Below are 20,745 nucleotides of genomic sequence, written 5' to 3'. Positions count from 1 at the left end.
GATCCCAGAGTTGTTCCGGGGTGTCTATGCCGGCCGAGAACCGGCAGGCCATCGAGACCACGGCGATGGGCTCACTCGCCCGGTCCTGAATCTCCTGCAGGCGTCGTCGGGTCTCCAGCAGGTTGTCCGTGGCCTGTCGCAGATATGTCCGCAGCTTCTCATCGTTGCTCACGCCGTACGCCCTCCCTCGGAGCCTGCGATCTTGTCGATAACGTCGAACAGCTCGTCATCGGAGGCCGCATAGGTGTCGATCACCGGGATCGCCCCGTGGCCGCCCGTCTGGGCGTCAAGCCTGCGCACCAGCTCACGCAGGCGATCCGCCAGCTTCGACGGATTTCCGCCATCTCCCAGGCCCAACGTGCGTATAGCCCGCTCGACCCGGTCCAAGTCGGACTCCAAAGTGTTTGCGGGCGTCTTCTCCTCAGGCACAACTCGCGTCCACAGCTCGCGGCTGAGCTCGGCGGGGGTGGGGTAGTCGAAGACCAACGTGGCCGGCAACGACAACCCAGTCACGGCGGCCAGCCGATTACGCAACTCCACCGCGGTCAACGAGTCGAAACCGAGCTCACGGAACGCACTGTCCGGATCAATAGTCGCGGGGCCGGCATGGCCGAGCACAACGGCGGCTTGTATTCGTACCAGTTCCAGGACTGTCCGCTGGCGTTCCTCGACTCCCATAGCGGCCAACCTGGCGGCCAGACCCACCCGCGTATCGGTTGTGGTCGCCGCCCGGCGGGCCGAGCCGGAGCCGCCGGCCAATGTCCGCCACAACGGCGGCACACCACCGGCGCCGGTACGACGCAGCGCGGGCAGGTCCACCCGGATCGGCACGAGTTGCGGCTGGTGGGTGCGTATTGCCGTGTCGAACAGCGCCAGGCCCTGCTCGGAGGACATGGCAAGGACGCCGCCGCTGCGTCGCATCCGGTCCAGGTCGGCCTCGTCGAGGTGTCCGGTCATGGCCGATTGTTGGGCCCACAGTCCCCATGCCAGTGACTGACCGACCAGACCGGTGATCTGTCGTCGTAGTGCCAGGGCGTCCAGGACGGCGTTGGCCGCGGCGTAGTTTCCCTGTCCTGGTGATCCGAGTGTGGCCGCGGCCGAGGAATACACCACGAACATCGCAAGATCCATATCCTGGGTCAGTTCGTGTAGCCACCATGCCGCGTCGGCTTTGGCCCGCAGCACCGTGTCCAGCCGCTGCGGTGTCAACGCCTCGATCACCCCGTCGTCGAGGACTGCGGCGGTGTGTACCACCCCGGCCAGCGGATGCTCGGCCGGCACCGCCGCCAGCATCTCGGCCAGGGCGTCGCGGTCGGCGACGTCACACGCGGTCACCTGCACCCGTGCGCCCAGCTCGGTCAGGTCACCGACCAGTTCCGCCGCTCCGGCCGCGGCCAGGCCGCGCCGGGACAGCAACACCAGGTGCCTGACTCCGTGTGTGGTGACCAGGTGCCGGGCTACCAATCCGCCCAACACCCCGGTCCCGCCGGTGATCACCACCGTGCCTTCCGGGTCCAGTCCGGTCGGTAGCCGCAGTACCACCTTGCCGACGTGGCGGGCTGCTTGCAGGTAGCGCAGGGCCTGCACGGCGTGAGTCGCCTCGAACACGCTCACCGGTAGCGGCTGCAGGACCTCCGTGGCGAACATGTCCAGGATCTCGGTCAGCATCTGCCCGATCCGGTCAGCGCCGGTGTCGGGCAGGTTGAACGCCTGATACACCACCCCGGGGTAGTCCGCGGCAACCTGGGCCGGGTCCCGCACGTCGGTTTTACCCATCTCCACGAACCGGCCGCCGCGGGGCAGCAGGTCCAGCGACGCGTCCACGAACTCGCCGGTCAGGGCGTTGAGCACCACATCCACACCCTCGCCTCCCGTCGCGGTCAGGAAGCTGCGCCGGAAGTCCAGATCGCGGGAGGAGGCCAGGTGCGTATCGTCCACACCCATCCCGCGCAGGGTGTCCCACTTGCCGGCGCTGGCGGTGGCGTAGACCTGCAACCCCCAGGCCCGGGCCAGTTGCACCGCGGCCATGCCCACCCCACCGGCCGCGGCGTGGATCAGGATCCGTTGCCCCGGCCGCACACCGGCCAGGTCCCGCAACGCGTAGAACGCGGTCAGGAACACAATCGGCGTCGACGCCGCCCGGGTGAACGACCACCCCCGCGGCACCCGGGCCAACAGCCGATGATCCGTGACCGCCACCGGCCCCAACGCACCGTTGAACATGCCGAACACCCGATCCCCGACCACCACCCCACTCACATCCGGAGCAGTCTCGAGCACCACCCCCGCCGCCTCACTACCCATCACCGCAGCCGGATCCGGGGACATACCCAACCCGAGCCACACATCGCGGAAGTTCAACCCCGCCGCCCGCACCGCAACCCGCACCTGCCCAGCCGCCAACGGCGCCAACGCCTCCGAACACTCCAGCACCGCAAGGTTGTCCAAACTGCCCGGCTCCGACACATCAAGACGCCACGACAACCGCTCAGGACCAGGCAGAGACAACCCGCCAGCACCATCGGCTCGGGTCAACCGCCGGACATACAACCCGCCAGCGCGAACCGCGATCTCCGGTTCGCCGCTGTCGAGCACCGCCGTCAGAATCCTGCCCAATTCGCTGCCGTGGTCGGTGCCGGTGCCGTGGTCGGTGTCGGTGTCGGTGTCGGTGTCGAGCAGGATGAATCGGTGGGGGTGTTCGGACTGCGCGGAACGGACCAGGCCCCACACCGCGGCCGCGGCCAGGTCACTGCCATCGGTAGCACCACGGGTGAGCACCACCAACCGGGAACCCTCCGTGCCCGGATCAGCCAGCCAATCCTGAACCCAACCCAACACCAACGCGCTCGCAGCGTGCGTAGCCTCGACAACACCCACAGCATCGTCTTCGGCCGGTAGCTCGGCGACCACGACGGGGGGCAGCTCACCCTCAACCTGCCCATGCCACGCCCAGACCAGTTCGGTAGCCGCCGCCGGGGTGTCGGGCGTCGTATCCGGCAGCGGCACCCACTCCACCGCGAACAGTGACCGGGCCGCATCCGGCACCCCGGCGCCCAGTTGGTCGGCGGTCACCGGTCGCAGCACCAGCGAGTCCGCGGTCAGGACCGGCTGGCCGGCGGTGTCAAACACCGCCACCGCGACACCGCCGTCGTCGACGGGTGTCAGCCGGACCCGCAGCGTCCTCGCTCCGGTCGCGTGCAGCCGGACCCCGCTCCACGCGAACGGCAACACCGCCGCCCCGTCGTCGCCGAGCAGCCCGGTCAACCCGATCGGGTGCAACGCCGCGTCCAACGCCGCCGGATGTAGTCCGAACCCGTCGGCTTCGGCGTGCTCGGGCAGCGTCACCTCGGCATACACATCCCGCTCGGAACGCCACACCGCCCGTACACCCTGAAACACCGGCCCGTACACGTACCCACCATCGGCCAACCGCTCGTACAAGCCGTCAACCGCCACCGGCCGCGCATCCGCCGGCGGCCACTGCCCCAACCCCGCCGCAACCCGACCGGCCTGCGGGCTCAGCACACCCGTGGCGTGGCGCGTCCACGAACCCCCCACGCCCTCACCCTCCGGCCGGGAGTACACGTTGACCGGCCGCCGACCATCCTGGTCGGGATCACCGACCCACACCTGCACCTGCACCCCACCCTGCTCGGGCAACACCAACGGCGCCTGCAGCGTCAACTCCTCCACCACGCCACAACCCACCTGGTCCCCGGCATACACCACCAACTCCACGAACGCCGTGCCCGCCAACAACACCGAACCCAACACCGCATGATCGGCCAGCCACGGCTGCGCAGACAACGACAACCGGCCGGTCAACAACACCCCATCCCCATCAGCCAACGACACCGCCGCACCCAACAACGGATGATCAACCGAACCCAACCCCAACACCCGAACGTCCCCCGCACCAGCCGCCGCCGTCTGCGGCCAGAACCGCTGATGCTGGAATGGGTAAGTGGGCAGGGCAATCGTGTGGGTCGGGCCGGTGCCCAGCGCCGGAGTCCAGTCGACGGCGACACCGGCGACGTGCAGGGCGGCCATCGAACGCAGCCACCGATCCCGCCCACCGTCGTCACGACGCAGAGTGCCGGCCACCACCAGATCCTCACCGGCCTGCTCCACCGCCATCGCCAACACCGGATGCGGACTAACCTCCACGAACGTCCGATGACCGGCTTCGGTCAGGGTGCGGATCACCTCGCCGAACCGGACCGTGTGCCGCAAGTTCCGATACCAGTAGCCACCATCAAGACCAGCGGTATCCACCAACGCCGCTTCCAGCGTCGAGTAGAACGGCACCTGCCCACTACGAGGCTGCAGACCGGCCAGATCGGTGTGCAACCGGTCGCGGATCGCCTGCACCTGCGGCGAATGCGACGCGTAGTCCACCGCGATCCGACGAACACCCAACTCCGCGTACGCCTGCACGAACTCCTCACACGCCGCCGCGGTACCGGAAATCACCACCTGCGCCGGACCGTTGACCGCCGCCACCGACAGGTCCCCACCCCACCCGACAATCAACTCCAGCACCTCGTCCAGGGGTGCGGGCACCGACACCATGCCCCCCGACCCCGACAACGCCACAATCGCCCGACTCCGCAACGCCACCACCCGCGCCCCATCCGCCAACGACAAACCACCAGCCACACACGCCGCCGCGATCTCACCCTGACTGTGCCCCACCACCGCCGCCGGAACCACACCCACCGAACGCCACAACTCCGCCAACGACACCATCACCGCCCACGACACCGGCTGCACCACATCCACCCGACCCAACAACACCGGATCAGCCAACGCCTCCCGCAACGACCAATCCACAAACGGCGCCAACACCTCCGCACACCGACCCATCGCCTCCGCGAACACCGGCTCCACATCCCACAACGCCACCCCCATCCCCACCCACTGCGCCCCCTGACCCGGAAACACAAACACCGGACCCAACCCACCCACACCAGCCGCGACACCCCGCACCACCACCGACGAAACATCCACATCCCGCAACCCCGCCACATCCCGCAACCCCGCCGGATCCTGCAGCCCGGCCAGATCCTGCAACCCGGCCAGGAGGCCGTCCACATCTGCGGTCACCACCACCGCTCGGTGCGCGAACACCGACCGGGCCGCCAACGCCCGCCCCACCACCACCGGATCCACCTCAGGCCGGTCAGCCACAAACCCCGCCAACCGCTGCGCCTGCGCCCGCAACGCCACCTCAGACTTCGCCGACAACAACCACGGCACCACACCGTCAGCCGGCAGGGCCGATTCATGAGCCAACGCCGTATCCGATGCCGGTTCGGCTTCTTCGAGGATGAGGTGGGCATTGGTACCGCTGATCCCAAACGACGACACCCCAGCCCGCCTCGGCCGACCGCTGACCGGCCACGGTGTCGCCTCGGTCAGCAACTGCACCGACCCGGCCGACCAGTCCACATGTGACGACGGGGCATCCACATGCAATGTCTTGGGCATCAAACCGTGCCGCATCGCCAGGACCATCTTGATGATCCCGGCAACACCCGCGGCCGCCATGGTGTGACCGATGTTCGACTTCACCGACCCCAACCGCAACGGCTGCCCCGCCGGCCGATCCTGACCGTACGCAGCAATCAGCGCCTGCGCCTCGATCGGATCACCCAGGGTGGTGCCCGTACCGTGCGCCTCCACCACGTCCACCTCGCCCGGCGACAACCGCGCGTTGGCCAGGGCCTGACGGATCACCCGCTGCTGCGACGGCCCGTTCGGAGCACTCAACCCATTCGACGCGCCATCCTGGTTGACCGCGCTGCCCCGCAGCACCGCCAACACCTGATGCCCCCGCCGACGCGCATCCGACAACCGCTCCAACACCAACAACCCGACACCCTCACCCCAACCCGTACCGTCAGCGGCATCCGCGAACGGCTTACACCGCCCATCAGCAGCCAACCCACCCTGCCGGGAAAACTCCACGAACGTCCCCGGAGTGGCCATCACCGCTACACCGCCGGCCAGGGCCATCGAACACTCACCCGAGCGCAACGCCTGCGCCGCCAGATGCACCGCCACCAACGACGACGAACACGCCGTATCCACCGACACCGCCGGACCCTCCAGACCCAGCGTGTACGCCACCCGCCCCGACATCACACTCGCCGCGTTCCCGGTACCGGAGAACCCCTCCCCCGCAGCGTCAGCCACACTCAACAACGCCGGATAATCCTGCCCATGGGTGCCGACATACACGCCGGTGTCCGACCCACGCAGCCCCGACGGATCGATCCCCGCCCGCTCCAACGCCTCCCAGGAAACCTCCAACAACAACCGCTGCTGCGGATCCATCGCCACAGCCTCCCGCGGACTGATCCCAAAAAACCCCGCATCAAACAACGCCGCGTCAGTCAGAAAGCCGCCCTCGCGGACATACGCGGTCTCCGACCCCGCCGAATCCGGGTCATCCCACGACCCGACATCCCAACCCCGATCGGCGGGGAACCCACCCACCGCGTCAACACCCTCAACCAACAACCGCCAGAACCCCTCCGGGTCACCCACCCCACCCGGATACCGACACCCCATCCCCACAATCGCCACCGGCTCATCCACACCCGCACCAACCACCACCGGCACGAGAACATCGACCTGCTCACCAAGCAGTTCCGTCAGCAGATACCGGGCCAACACCACCGGGGTCGGATAGTCGAAGACCAGCGTGGCCGGCAACGACAACCCAGTCGCGGTAGCCAACCGATTACGCAACTCCACCGCGGTCAACGAGTCGAAACCGAGCTCACGGAACGCCCGATCAGGTGCGACTGCCTGAGCACTGTCGTGACCAAGAGCTGTGGCCGCGTGGGTACGCACCAGCTCCAGAACTGTCCGCTGACGTTCCTCGACCCCCATAGCCGCCAACCTGGCGGCCAGACCCATCGGCGTATCGGCCGTGGACGCCGCCCGGCGGGTCGAGCTGCCGGCCAACGCCTGCCACAACGGCGGCAGGCCACCGGCGCCGGCGCGTCGCAGCACGGGCAGGTCCACCCGCATCGGCACCAGCTGCGGCCGGTCGGTACGCACCGCCGCGTCGAACAACGCCAGGCCCTCCTCGGAGGACATGGCAAGGATGCCGCTGCTGCGTCGCATCCGGCCCAGGTCGAGCTCGTCGAGCTGCCCGGTCATCGCCGACTGCTGAGCCCACAGCCCCCACGCCAGTGACTGCCCGACCAGACCGGTGGTCTGTCGTCGTTGTGCCAGGGCGTCCAGGACGGCGTTGGCCGCGGCGTAGTTACCCTGCCCCGGTGATCCGAGCGTGGCCGCGGCCGAGGAATACACCACGAACATCGCAAGATCCATATCCTGGGTCAGCTCGTGCAACCACCACGCCGCATCGGCCTTGGCCCGCAACACCGTGTCCAGCCGCTGCGGCGTCAACGCCTCGACCACCCCGTCATCAAGCACTCCCGCGGTGTGCACCACCCCGACCAACGGATGCCCGGCCGGCACCGCCGCCAGGGCATCGGCCAAAGCGTGCCGGTCGGCGACGTCACACGCCGCCACCCGCACCCGCGCACCCAACCCGGTCAGCTCACCGACCAACTCCGCCGCCCCCGGCGCGGCCAGGCCGCGCCGGGACAACAACAACAGATGCCTAACCCCATACGCGGTGACCAGATGCCGGGCCACCAACCCACCCAACACCCCAGTCCCACCAGTGACCACCACCGTGCCTTCCGGATCCAACCCGGCCGGCAGCCGCAGCACCACCTTGCCCACATGACGAGCCGCCTGCAGATAGCGCAGGGCCTGCACGGCGTCAGTCGCCTCGAACACACTCACCGGCAGCGGCCGCAGGACCTCCGCAGCGAACATGTCCAAAATCTCGGCCAGCATCTGCCCGATCCGGTCAGCACCAGCGTCGGACAGGTCGAACGCCTGATACACCACCCCGGGATGGTCCGCGGCAACCCGCGCCGGGTCCCGCACATCGGTCTTACCCATCTCCACGAACCGGCCACCATGGGGCAGCAGGTCCAACGACGCGTCCACGAACTCCCCGGCCAAGGCGTTGAGCACCACATCCACACCCTCCCCCCCTGTCACGGCCAGGAAGCTGCGGCGAAACTCAAGATCCCGGGAAGAAGCCAGGTGCGCATCGTCCAACCCCATCCCCCGCAAGATCTCCCACTTACCGGCACTCGCGGTGGCGTACACCTGCAAACCCCACGCCCGGGCCAACTGCACCGCGGCCATACCCACCCCACCGGCCGCAGCATGAATCAGAATCCGTTGCCCCGACCGCACACCAGCCAGATCCCGCAACGCGTAGAACGCGGTCAGGAACACAATCGGCGTCGACGCCGCCCGGGTAAACGACCACCCCCGCGGCACCCGAGCCAACAGCCGATGATCAGTGACCGCCACCGGCCCCAACGCACCGTTGAACATGCCAAACACCCGATCCCCGACCACCACCCCACTCACACCCGGACCAGTCTCCAACACCACCCCCGCCGCCTCACTACCCATCACCGCAGCCGGATCCGGATACATACCCAACCCGACCAACACATCCCGGAAGTTCAACCCCGCCGCCCGCACCCCAACCCGCACCTGCCCAACCCCCAAAGGCGCCACCACCTCCGAACACTCCACCACCGCAAGATTGTCCAAACTGCCCGGCTCCGACACACCCAGACGCCACGACAACCGCTCAGCCCCAGGCAGGACCAAACGGCCACCACCGGCCCGGACCAACCGCCGGACAAACAACCCACCAGCACGAACCGCAATCTCCGGCTCGCCGCTATCGAGCACCGCCGTCAGAATCCTGCCCAATTCGCTGCCGCGGTCGGTGCCAGTGCCGGTGCCGTGGTCGGTGTCGGTGTCGGTGTCGGTGTCGGTGTCGGTGTCGGTGTCGGTGTCGAGCAGGATGAATCGGTTGGGGTGTTCGGACTGCGCGGAGCGGACCAGGCCCCATACCGCGGCCGCGGCCAGGTCACTGCCATCGGTAGCACCGTGGGTGAGCACCACCAACCGGGAACCCTCCGTACCCGGACCAGCCAGCCAATCCTGAACCCACCCCAACACCAACGCACTCGCCACGTGCGTAGCCTCGACAACACCCACAGCATCGCCCGCAGCCGGTAGATCGCCCGCAGCTGGTAGCTCGGCGACCACGACGGGGGGCAGTTCGCCGTCAACCTGCCCATGCCACGCCCAGGCCGTCTCGGTAGCCGCCGCCGTGGTGTCGGGTTCCGCGTCCGGTAGCGGCACCCATTGCACGGTGAACAGTGACTGCGCCGCGTCTAGCGCCCCGGCCGCGAGTTGGTCGGTGGTCACTGGTCGCATCACCAGCGAGTCCGCGGTCAGGACCGGCTGACCGGCGGTGTCAAACACCGCCACCGCGACACCGCCGTCGTCGACGGGTGTCAGCCGGACCCGCAGCGTCCTCGCTCCGGTCGCGTGCAGCCGGACCCCGCTCCACGCGAACGGCAACACCGCCGCCCCGTCGTCGCCGAGCAGCCCGGTCAACCCGATCGGGTGCAACGCCGCGTCCAACACCGCCGGATGCAACCCGAACCCATCCGCTTCGGCGTTCTCGGACAGCGTCACCTCGGCGTACACATCCCGGCCGCCACGCCACACCGCCCGCAAGCCCTGAAACACCGGCCCATACACATACCCACCACCGGCCAACCGCTCATACAAGCCGTCAACCGCCACCGGCCGCGCATCCGCCGGCGGCCACTGCCCCAACCCCGCCGCAACCCGACCGGCCTGCGGGCTCAGCACACCCGTGGCATGCCGAGTCCACGAACCCCCCACGCCCTCACCCTCCGGCCGGGAGTACACGTTGACCGGCCGCCGACCATCCTGGTCGGGATCACCGACCCACACCTGCACCTGCACCCCACCCTGCTCGGGCAGCACCAACGGCGTCTGCAGGGTCAACTCCTGCACCAGGGCACACCCGACCTGGTCCCCGGCGTACATCACCAACTCCACAAACGCCGTGCCCGCCAGCAGCACTGAGCCCAACACCACGTGATCAGCCAGCCACGGCTGCGCAGACAACGACAACCGGCCGGTCAACAACACCCCATCCCCATCAGCCAACGACACCGCCGCCCGCAACAACGGATGATCAGCCGAACCCTGCCCCAATACCCGGACGTCGCCCACACCGGGCAGCGCCGTCTGCGGCCAGAACCGCTGATGCTGGAATGGGTAGGTCGGCAGCTCCAGAGCCTGCCGACCGGTACTCGGGCCGAGCAGTGTCGAGGTCCAGTCGATGGTGATGCCCGCAACGTGCAGGGCGGCCATCGAACGCAGCCACCGGTCCCGTCCGCCGTCGTCACGACGCAGAGTGCCGGCCACCACCAGATCCTCACCGGCCTGCTCCACCGCCATCGCCAACACCGGATGCGGACTAACCTCCACGAACGTCCGATGACCGGCTTCGGTCAGCGTCTGGATCACCTCGCCGAACCGGACCGTGTGCCGCAGGTTCCGATACCAGTAGCCGCCATCAAGGCCAGCGGTGTCGACCCGCCCCGCTTCCAGCGTCGAGTAGAACGGCACCTGCCCACTACGAGGCTGCAGACCGGCCAGATCGGTGTGCAACCGGTCGCGGATCGCCTGCACCTGCGACGAATGCGACGCGTAGTCCACCGCGATCCGACGGACACCCAACTCCGCGTACGCCTGCACGAACTCCTCACACGCCGCCGCGGTACCGGAGATCACCACCTGCGCCGGACCGTTGACCGCCGCCACCGACAGGTCCCCACCCCACCCGACAATCAACTCCAGCACCTCGTCCAGGGGTGCGGGCACCGACACCATGCCCCCCGACCCCGACAACGCCACAATCGCCCGACTCCGCAACGCCACCACCCGCGCCCCATCCGCCAACGACAAACCACCAGCCACACACGCCGCCGCGATCTCACCCTGACTGTGCCCCACCACCGCCGCCGGAACCACACCCACCGAACGCCACAACTCCGCCAACGACACCATCACCGCCCACGACACCGGCTGCACCACATCCACCCGACCCAACAACACCGGATCAGCCAACGCCTCCCGCAACGACCAATCCACAAACGGCGCCAACACCTCCGCACACCGACCCATCGCCTCCGCGAACACCGGCTCCACATCCCACAACGCCACCCCCATCCCCACCCACTGCGCCCCCTGACCCGGAAACACAAACACCGGACCCAACCCACCCACACCAGCCGCGACACCCCGCACCACCACCGACGAAACATCCACATCCCGCAACCCCGCCAAGAACCCGCCCACACCAGCGGCCACCACCACCGCCCGATGCGCAAACACGGCCCGACCCGCCAACGCCCGCCCCACCACCACCGGATCCACCTCAGGCCGGTCAGCCACAAACCCCGCCAACCGCTGCGCCTGCGCCCGCAACGCCACCTCAGACTTCGCCGACAACAACCACGGCACCACACCGTCAGCCGGCAGGGCCGGCTCATGAGCCAACGCCGTATCCGATGCCGGTTCGGCTTCTTCGAGGATGAGGTGGGCATTGGTACCGCTGATCCCAAACGACGACACCCCAGCCCGCCTCGGCCGACCATTGACCGGCCACGGTGTCGCCTCGGTCAGCAACCGCACCGAACCGGCCGACCAGTCCACATGTGACGACGGAGCATCCACATGCAATGTCCTGGGCATCAACCCGTGCCGCATCGCCAGGACCATCTTGATGATCCCGGCAACACCCGCGGCCGCCATGGTGTGGCCGATGTTCGACTTCACCGACCCCAACCGCAACGGCTGCCCCGCCGGCCGATCCTGACCGTACGCGGCAATCAGCGCCTGCGCCTCGATCGGATCACCCAACCTGGTGCCCGTACCGTGCGCCTCCACCACATCCACCTCGCCCGGCGACAACCGCGCGTTGGCCAAAGCCTGACGGATCACCCGCTGCTGCGACGGCCCATTCGGAGCACTCAACCCATTCGACGCACCATCCTGATTGACCGCGCTGCCCCGCAGCACCGCCAACACCTGATGCCCCCGCCGACGCGCATCCGACAACCGCTCCAACACCACAACCCCGACACCCTCACCCCAACCCGTACCGTCAGCCGCATCCGCGAACGGCTTACACCGCCCATCAGCAGCCAACCCGCCCTGCCGGGAAAACTCCACAAACGCCCCCGGCGTGGCCATCACCGTCACACCACCAGCCAGAGCCATCGAACACTCACCCGACCGCAACGCCTGCGCCGCCAAATGCACCGCCACCAACGACGACGAACACGCCGTATCCACCGACACCGCCGGACCCTCCAGACCCAGCGCGTACGCCACCCGCCCCGACATCACACTCGCCGCATTCCCCGTCAGCAAATGCCCCTCACTACCGGTCTGCGCATCACCAACCACCGAGACGTAGTCCTGCCCGGTGGTACCCACATACACGCCCGTGTCCGACCCACGCAGCCCCGACGGATCGATCCCCGCCCGCTCCAACGCCTCCCAGGACACCTCCAACAACAACCGCTGCTGCGGATCCATCGCCACAGCCTCCCGCGGACTGATCCCAAAAAAACCCGCATCAAACAACGCCACGTCAGCCAGAAACCCGCCCTCACGGGCATAACTGGTCCCCGACCGCTGCCGATCGGGGTCGTACAGCGCCGTCAGATCCCAACCCCGATCCGCAGGGAACCCACCCACCGCGTCAACACCCTCGACCAGCAACCGCCAGAACCCCTCCGGGTCACCCACCCCACCCGGATACCGACACCCCATCCCCACAATCGCCACCGGCTCATCCACACCCGCACCAACCGCCACTGGCACGAGAACATCGACCTGCTCACCGAGCAGCTCCGTCAACAGATACCCGGCCAACACCACCGGGGCCGGATGGTCGAAGACCAGCGTGGCCGGCAACGACAGTCCGGTCGCGGCGGCCAACCGGTTACGCAGCTCCACCGCGGTCAGCGAATCGAAGCCGAGCTCGCGGAACGCGCTGTCCGGGTTGATCGCCGCTGGGTCGGCATGGCCGAGCACGACGGCGGCCTGTGTCAGTACCAGTTCCAGGACTGTCCGCTGGCGTTCCTCAACTCCCATGGCAGCCAACCTGGCGGCCAAATCCACCCGCGTATCGGCGGTGATCGCCGTACGGCGGGCCGAGCCGCCAGCCAACGTCCGCCACAGTGGCGGCATACCTCCGGCGTCGGCGCGACGCAGCGCGGCGAGGTCCACCCGGATCGGCACGAGTTGCGGCTGGTGGGTGCGTACTGCCGTGTCGAACAATGCCAGGCCCTGCTCGGAGGAGAGGGGAAGGATGCCGCTGCGTCGCATCCGGTCCAGGTCGGCCTCCTCGAGATGTCCGGTCATTGCCGACTGCTGCGCCCACAGCCCCCACGCCAACGACTGCCCGACCAGACCCTCAGCCCGCCGCCGCAACGCCAAGGCGTCCAAGACCGCATTCGCCGCGGCGTAGTTTCCCTGCCCCGGTGATCCGAGCGTGGCCGCGGCCGAGGAATACACCACGAACATCGCAAGATCCATATCCTGGGTCAGCTCGTGCAACCACCACGCCGCATCGGCCTTGGCCCGCAACACCGTGTCCAGCCGCTGCGGCGTCAACGCCTCGACCACCCCGTCATCAAGCACTCCCGCGGTGTGCACCACCCCGACCAGCGGATGCTCGGCCGGCACCGCCGCCAGGGCATCGGCCAAAGCGTGCCGGTCGGCGACGTCACACGCCGCCACCCGCACCCGCGCACCCAACCCGGTCAGGTCACCGACCAACTCCGCCGCCCCCGCCGCGGCCGGACCCCGCCTCGACAACAACAACAGATGCCTGACCCCATACGTGGTGACCAGATGCCGGGCCACCAACCCACCCAACACCCCAGTCCCACCAGTGACCACCACCGTGCCTTCCGGATCCAACCCGGCCGGCAGCCGCAGCACCACCTTGCCCACATGACGAGCCGCCTGCAGATGACGCAGGGCCTGCACCGCGTCAGTCGCCTCGAACACACTCACCGGCAGCGGCCGCAGGACCCCCGCAGCGAACATGTCCAAAACCTCGGCCAGCATCTGCCCGATCCGGTCAGCACCAGCGTCGGACAGGTCGAACGCCTGATACACCACCCCGGGATGGTCCGCGGCAACCCGCGCCGGGTCCCGCACATCGGTCTTACCCATCTCCACGAACCGGCCACCATGGGGCAGCAGGTCCAACGACGCGTCCACGAACTCCCCGGCCAAGGCGTTGAGCACCACATCCACACCCTCCCCCCCTGTCACGGCCAGGAAGCTGCGGCGAAACTCCAGATCCCGGGAAGAAGCCAGGTGCGCATCGTCCAACCCCATCCCCCGCAAGATCTCCCACTTACCGGCACTCGCGGTGGCGTACACCTGCAAACCCCACGCCCGGGCCAACTGCACCGCGGCCATACCCACCCCACCGGCCGCAGCATGAATCAGGATCCGTTGCCCCGACCGCACACCAGCCAGGTCCCGCAACGCGTAGAACGCGGTCAGGAACACAATCGGCGTCGACGCCGCCCGGGTAAACGACCACCCCCGCGGCACCCGAGCCAACAGCCGATGATCAGTGACCGCCACCGGCCCCAACGCACCGTTGAACATGCCAAACACCCGATCCCCGACCACCACCCCACTCACACCCGGACCAGTCTCCAACACCACCCCCGCCGCCTCACTACCCATCACCGCAGCCGGATCCGGATACATACCCAACCCGACCAACACATCCCGGAAGTTCAACCCCGCCGCCCGCACCCCAACCCGCACCTGCCCAACCCCCAAAGGCGCCACCACCTCCGAACACTCCACCACCGCAAGATTGTCCAAACTGCCCGGCTCCGACACACCCAGACGCCACGACAACCGCTCAGCCCCAGGCAGAGACAACCCGCCAGCACCATCGGCTCGGGTCAACCGCCGGACATACAACCCGCCAGCGCGAACCGCGATCTCCGGTTCGCCGCTGTCGAGCACCGCCGTCAGAATCCTGCCCAATTCGCTGCCGTGGTCGGTGCCGGTGCCGGTGCCGTGGTCGGTGTCGGTGTCGGTGTCGGTGTCGGTGTCGGTGTCGAGCAGGATGAAACGGCGGGGGTGTTCAGACTGCGCGGAACGGACCAAGCCCCACACCGCAGCCGCGGCCAGGTCACTACCATCGGTAGCACCACGGGTGAGCACCACCAACCGGGAACCCTCCGTACCCGGACCAGCCAGCCAATCCTGAACCCAACCCAACACCAACGCGCTCGCCACGTGCGTAGCCTCGACAACACCCACAGCATCGCCCGCAGCCGGTAGCTCAGCGACCACGACGGGGGGCAGCTCACCCTCAACCTGCCCATGCCACGCCCAGGCCGTCTCGGTAACCACCGGCGTGATGTCGGGCTCCGCGTCCGGCAGCGGCACCCACTCCACCGCGAACAGTGACCGGGCCGCATCCGGCACCCCGGCGCCCAGTTGGTCGGCGGTCACCGGTCGCAGCACCAGCGAGTCCGCGGTCAGGACCGGCTGGCCGGCGGTGTCAAACACCGCCACCGCTATGCCGCCGTCGTCGGCGGATGTCAGCCGGACCCGCAGCGTCCTCGCTCCGGTCGCGTGCAGCCGGACCCCGCTCCAGGCAAACGGCAACACCGCCTGATCGTCGCCGAGCAGTCCGGTCAACCCGATCGGGTGCAACGCCGCGTCCAACACCGCCGGATGCAACCCGAACCCGTCGGCTTCGGCGTGCTCGGGCAGCGTCACCTCGGCGTACACATCCCGCTCGGAACGCCACACCGCCCGTACACCCTGGAACACCGGCCCGTATACGTACCCACCATCGGCCAACCGCTCGTACAAGCCGTCCACCGCCACCGGCCGCGCATCCGCCGGCGGCCACTGCCCCAACCCCGCCGCAACCCGGCCAGTCTGCGGGCTCAGCACACCCGTGGCATGCCGAGTCCACGAACCCCCCACACCCTCCACGCCCTCTGCCCGGGAGTACACGTTGACCGGCCGTCGACCGTCCTGGTCGGGATCACCGACCCACACCTGCACCTGCACCCCACCCTGCTCGGGCAACACCAACGGCGCCTGCAGCGTCAACTCCTGCACCACGCCACAACCCACCTGATCCCCGGCATACACCACCAACTCCACGAACGCCGTGCCCGCCAACAACACCGAACCCAACACCACGTGATCAGCCAGCCACGGCTGCGCAGACAACGACAACCGGCCGGTCAACAACACCCCGTCCCCATCAGCCAACGACACCGCCGCCCGCAACAACGGATGATCAGCCGAACCCTGCCCCAACACCCGGACGTCGCCCACACCAGCCGCTACCGTCTGCGGCCAGAACCGCTGATGCTGGAACGGATAGGTCGGCAGGGCAACCGGCTGGGTCGGGCCGGTACTCGTGCCGAGCACTGTCGACCAGTCGACCGCCGCGCCGTGTACGTGGACGCCCGCGACTGCGGTCAGCAGTGTCTGCGGCTCGTCCCGCTCAGCTCGCAGCGCGGGTAGCCACACGTCCGTGTCGGGGGTCTCGGGGTCGGCCATCGAGGTCAGCGTGCCGTCCGGGCCCAACTCGAGGAAGACACCCACGCCTTGCTCACGCAACGCGTTCACCGCATCGTGGTAGCGCACCGTGTGCCGGGCATGCGCCAGCCAATATCCCGGTTCGGTCACATCCGCACCCGGGGTGCCGGACACCACCGGGATGGTCGGCTCTCGCCAGGTCACCCCGTCCAACACGTCGGCGAACTCGGCCAGCATCGGTTCCATCAACGGCGAATGGAACGCGTGACTGACCTTCAGCTGCCGGGCTTTGCCGCCGCTGTCTCGCCACTGCTGCGCCAGGCCCAGCACCAGATTCTGGTCACCGGAGATCACCGTGGAGCGGGGACCGTTGACCGCCGCGACGCCTACCAGGTCGGTGTGCCCGGCGATCAGCTCCTGCGCCTCGACGTCGCTGGCGGTCAACGCGACCATGGCGCCGCCAGCGGGTAATGCCTGCATCAACCTGCCCCGGGCGGCCACCACCGCCACCGCATCGGGCAGACCCCACACCCCGGCCACATACGCCGCGCTCAACTCACCAATCGAGTGTCCGGCCAGATACTGCGGGGCCACCCCCCACGAGTCGAGCAGCCGGTACAACGCCACCTGCACCGCGAACAGCCCTGCTTGGGTGTATATCGTCTGGTCCAGCAGCCGTGGCTCGCCCGCGACCGCGTCCCGCAGCGGCCGCTCAAGATGTTGGTCGAAGTATGCGCAGACCTGATCGAACACTTCAGCGAACACCGGATACGCCTCATACAGGCCCCGGCCCATCCCGACGCGCTGGCTACCCTGCCCGGAAAACACCACCGCCAGACGACCAGACCCGGCGATCCCGGTAACCACCCCCGGCGCCTCGACACCAGAGGCCAGCGCCTGCAACCCGTCCAACAACGCCGACCGATCCTGGCCGAGCACCACACCCCGGTGGGTGAACCCGGTCGCCCGGCTGTCCGCCAACGCCCGCCCCACCACGACCGGCTCGACGTCGGGCTGGTCGGCCACGAACCCGGCCAGCCGCTGCGCCTGCGCCCGCAACGCCACCTCGGACTTGGCCGACAACAACCATGGCACCGCCCCACCGGCCAGCGGCGGGGCCGGTTCATGACCCGACGCCGTGTCCGGTGTGGGATCGGCCTCCTGCAGGATCTGGAGCGGTTCGGCTTCTTCGAGGATGAGGTGGGCATTGGTGCCACTGATCCCGAACGACGACACCCCAGCCCGCCGCGGCCGGCCATTGACCGGCCACGGTGTCGCCTCGGTCAGCAACCGCACCGAACCGGCCGACCAGTCCACATGTGACGACGGGGCGTCCACATGCAGCGTTCTGGGCATCAACCCGTGCCGCATCGCCAGGACCATCTTGATGATCCCGGCAACACCTGCGGCCGCCTGGGTGTGGCCGATGTTCGACTTCACCGACCCCAACCGCAACGGCTGCCCCGCCGGCCGATCCTGACCGTACGCGGCAATCAGCGCCTGCGCCTCGATCGGATCACCCAGCGTGGTGCCCGTACCGTGCGCCTCCACCACATCCACCTCGCCCGGCGACAACCGCGCGTTAGCCAAAGCCTGACGGATCACCCGCTGCTGCGACGGCCCATTCGGAGCACTCAACCCATTCGACGCACCATCCTGATTGACCGCGCTGCCCCGCAGCACCGCCAACACCTGATGCCCCCGCCGACGCGCATCCGACAACCGCTCCAACACCACAACCCCGACACCCTCACCCCAACCCGTACCGTCAGCCGCATCCGCGAACGGCTTACACCGCCCATCAGCAGCCAACCCACCCTGCCGGGAAAACTCCACGAACGCTGCCGGCGTAGCCATCACCGTCACACCGCCGGCCAGGGCCATCGAACACTCACCCGAGCGCAACGCCTGCGCCGCCAGATGCACCGCCACCAACGACGACGAACACGCCGTATCCACCGACACCGCCGGACCCTCCAGGCCCAAGCTGTACGCCACCCGCCCCGACATCACACTCGCCGCATTACCGGTCAGCAGATGTCCCTCGCTGCCGGTCTGCGCGTCACCGATCATGGAGATGTAGTCCTGGCCGTTGGTGCCGACATACACGCCGGTGTCCGAGCCGCGTAGCCCCGACGGGTCGATCCCCGCCCGTTCCAATGCCTCCCAGGACACCTCCAACAACAGCCGCTGCTGCGGATCCATCGCCACAGCTTCCCGCGGACTGATGCCGAAGAACCCCGCGTCGAACATCCCGGCCCCGGCAAGGAATGTTCCGTACCGAGTCTCCGACCGCTGCCGATCGGGGTCGTGCAGCGCCGTCAGGTCCCAACCCCGATCCGCGGGGAACTCACCCACCGCGTCAACACCCTCGACCAGCAACCGCCAGAACCCGTCCGGGTCATCCACCCCACCCGGATACCGACACCCCATCCCGACGATCGCTACCGGCTCGTCGACATCTGCACCGACCGTCGCCGGCGCGACGGCCACGGCAGCGTTGTTGCCAAGCAGCAGGTCCGTCAGATGGTCGGTCAACACCCCCGCACTGGGGTAGTCGAGGACCAGCGTGGCCGGCAACGGCAGTCCGGTCGCGGTAGCCAGCCGGTTGCGTAGTTCCACCGCGGTCAGCGAGTCGAAGCCGAGTTCGCGGAACGCCCGATCAGGTGGGATCGCCTCGGCGCTGTCGTGGCCCAGGGCGGTGGCGGCGTGGGTGCGTACCAGTTCGAGGATTTTCTGCTGACGTTGCGGGCCGGTCAACGTCCGTAGCTCGGTGGCCAGTGCTGAATCATCGAGCGGCCCAGGCTCGACGTCGGTGGTGGCGGCTTGTGCCTCGGGCAGTCCGGCCAGGAGCGCACTCGGGCGTGCGGAAGTGAACGCCTTCGTGAACTGGCCCCAGTCCACGTCAGCCACCGCGAGGAAGTCCTCACCCTGACCGACCGCCTCGGCCAGAGCCTGCACCGCCCGCTGCGGATCCATACTGCGAACCCCACGCCGATGCAACCGCGCGGTATCGCCCTGCTCAGCCATCCCCTCACCAGCCCACAAACCCCACGCCACACTGGTCACCGACCGCCCCACAGCACGCTGCTGAACGGCGTAGGCATCCAGAAACGCATTAGCAGCCGCATACACCCCCTGCCCACCACCACCCCACACCCCAGCATTCGAAGAAAACAACACCATCGCGTCCAACCGATGCTCGGACCCCTCGACCAGAAGCTCATGCAGATTACGAAGACCCGCGACCTTCCCCGCCAAAACACGCTCTACCACCTGCGGACCGACATCATCGATAGCCGCGAGATGACCCACCCCCGCCGCGTGGACCACCGCATCCACCGGCCCCACCTCGGACAGGACCGCCGCCAACGCGTCACGATCCGCCACATCACAACCCCACACACTCACCCGGACCCGGCCATCAGCGCTCAACTCACCGACCAACTCGGCCACGCCCGGCCCATCCACACCCCGACGCGACACCAACACCACATGCTGCGCACCATGCCCAGCCACCCAACGAGCCACATGTCCACCCAGACCACCAGTACCACCAGTGATCAACACCGTGCCCCGCGGCTGCCACACCCGCGGCGACCCCTCCGCCCGGGCACGCACCAACCTGCGCCCATACACACCACTCGCGCGCACCGCGACCTGATCCTGACCACCCCACCCAGCCAACACCCCAGCACAACGACGCCCCATCGCAGCCGCGTCCCGCGACCCATCCGGCCACGACATGGGCAGATCAACCAGACCACCCCAGACACGGGGATACTCCAACGCCGCGACCACACCCAAACCCCACGCCTGAGCCTGCACCGGATCCACAGGAGCATCGAAACGACCCGTACCCACCGCACCCCGCGTGAACACCCACACCCGCCCCGCGTCGCTACCCATGTCAGCGTCGTGCAGACCCTGCAGCAACGCCAACAACTCAGGCACCGGCGCCCGACCAGGCAGGAACACCACCCCACCCCACCCACCCCCATCAGGCCCGCCCACCACCGCCCCCAACGCCGCAGCCACCCCCACCCGGCTGCCGTCAACAGCTACCGGCACCACCCGCGCACCATGCCCCACCAGAACCTGCTCAACCAACCCGACCCACTCACTGTCATCAGCCACCAAATCCACGCCATACACCAGAAGCCACACACCATCCAGCAT

General features: G+C 68.3%; 2 protein-coding genes (1 of these 2 cut by a window edge). Both read right to left on the bottom strand.

Annotation, left to right across the window (positions count from 1 at the left end; all coding sequences use genetic code 11):
- Nucleotides 1-172, bottom strand: the start of a protein-coding gene (locus OG767_RS13740) for a type I polyketide synthase (RefSeq protein ID WP_405093738.1). It extends 16,130 nt beyond the left edge of the window; 172 of the gene's 16,302 nt are visible here — the first part of the coding sequence; the start codon lies at nucleotides 170-172; its stop codon lies beyond the left edge, outside the window.
- Nucleotides 169-20,745, bottom strand: coding sequence for an SDR family NAD(P)-dependent oxidoreductase (locus OG767_RS13735; RefSeq protein WP_405094216.1), 20,577 nt, complete (start codon nucleotides 20,743-20,745; stop codon nucleotides 169-171). Before OG767_RS13735 ends, OG767_RS13740 begins: the two co-directional genes overlap by 4 nt.

The organism is Micromonospora sp. NBC_01392, from assembly GCF_045040125.1.
Classification (GTDB): domain Bacteria; phylum Actinomycetota; class Actinomycetes; order Mycobacteriales; family Micromonosporaceae; genus Micromonospora.
The sequence above is the reverse complement of the archived record's forward strand: the minus strand, read 5'-3'. Positions and strand labels throughout refer to the sequence as shown.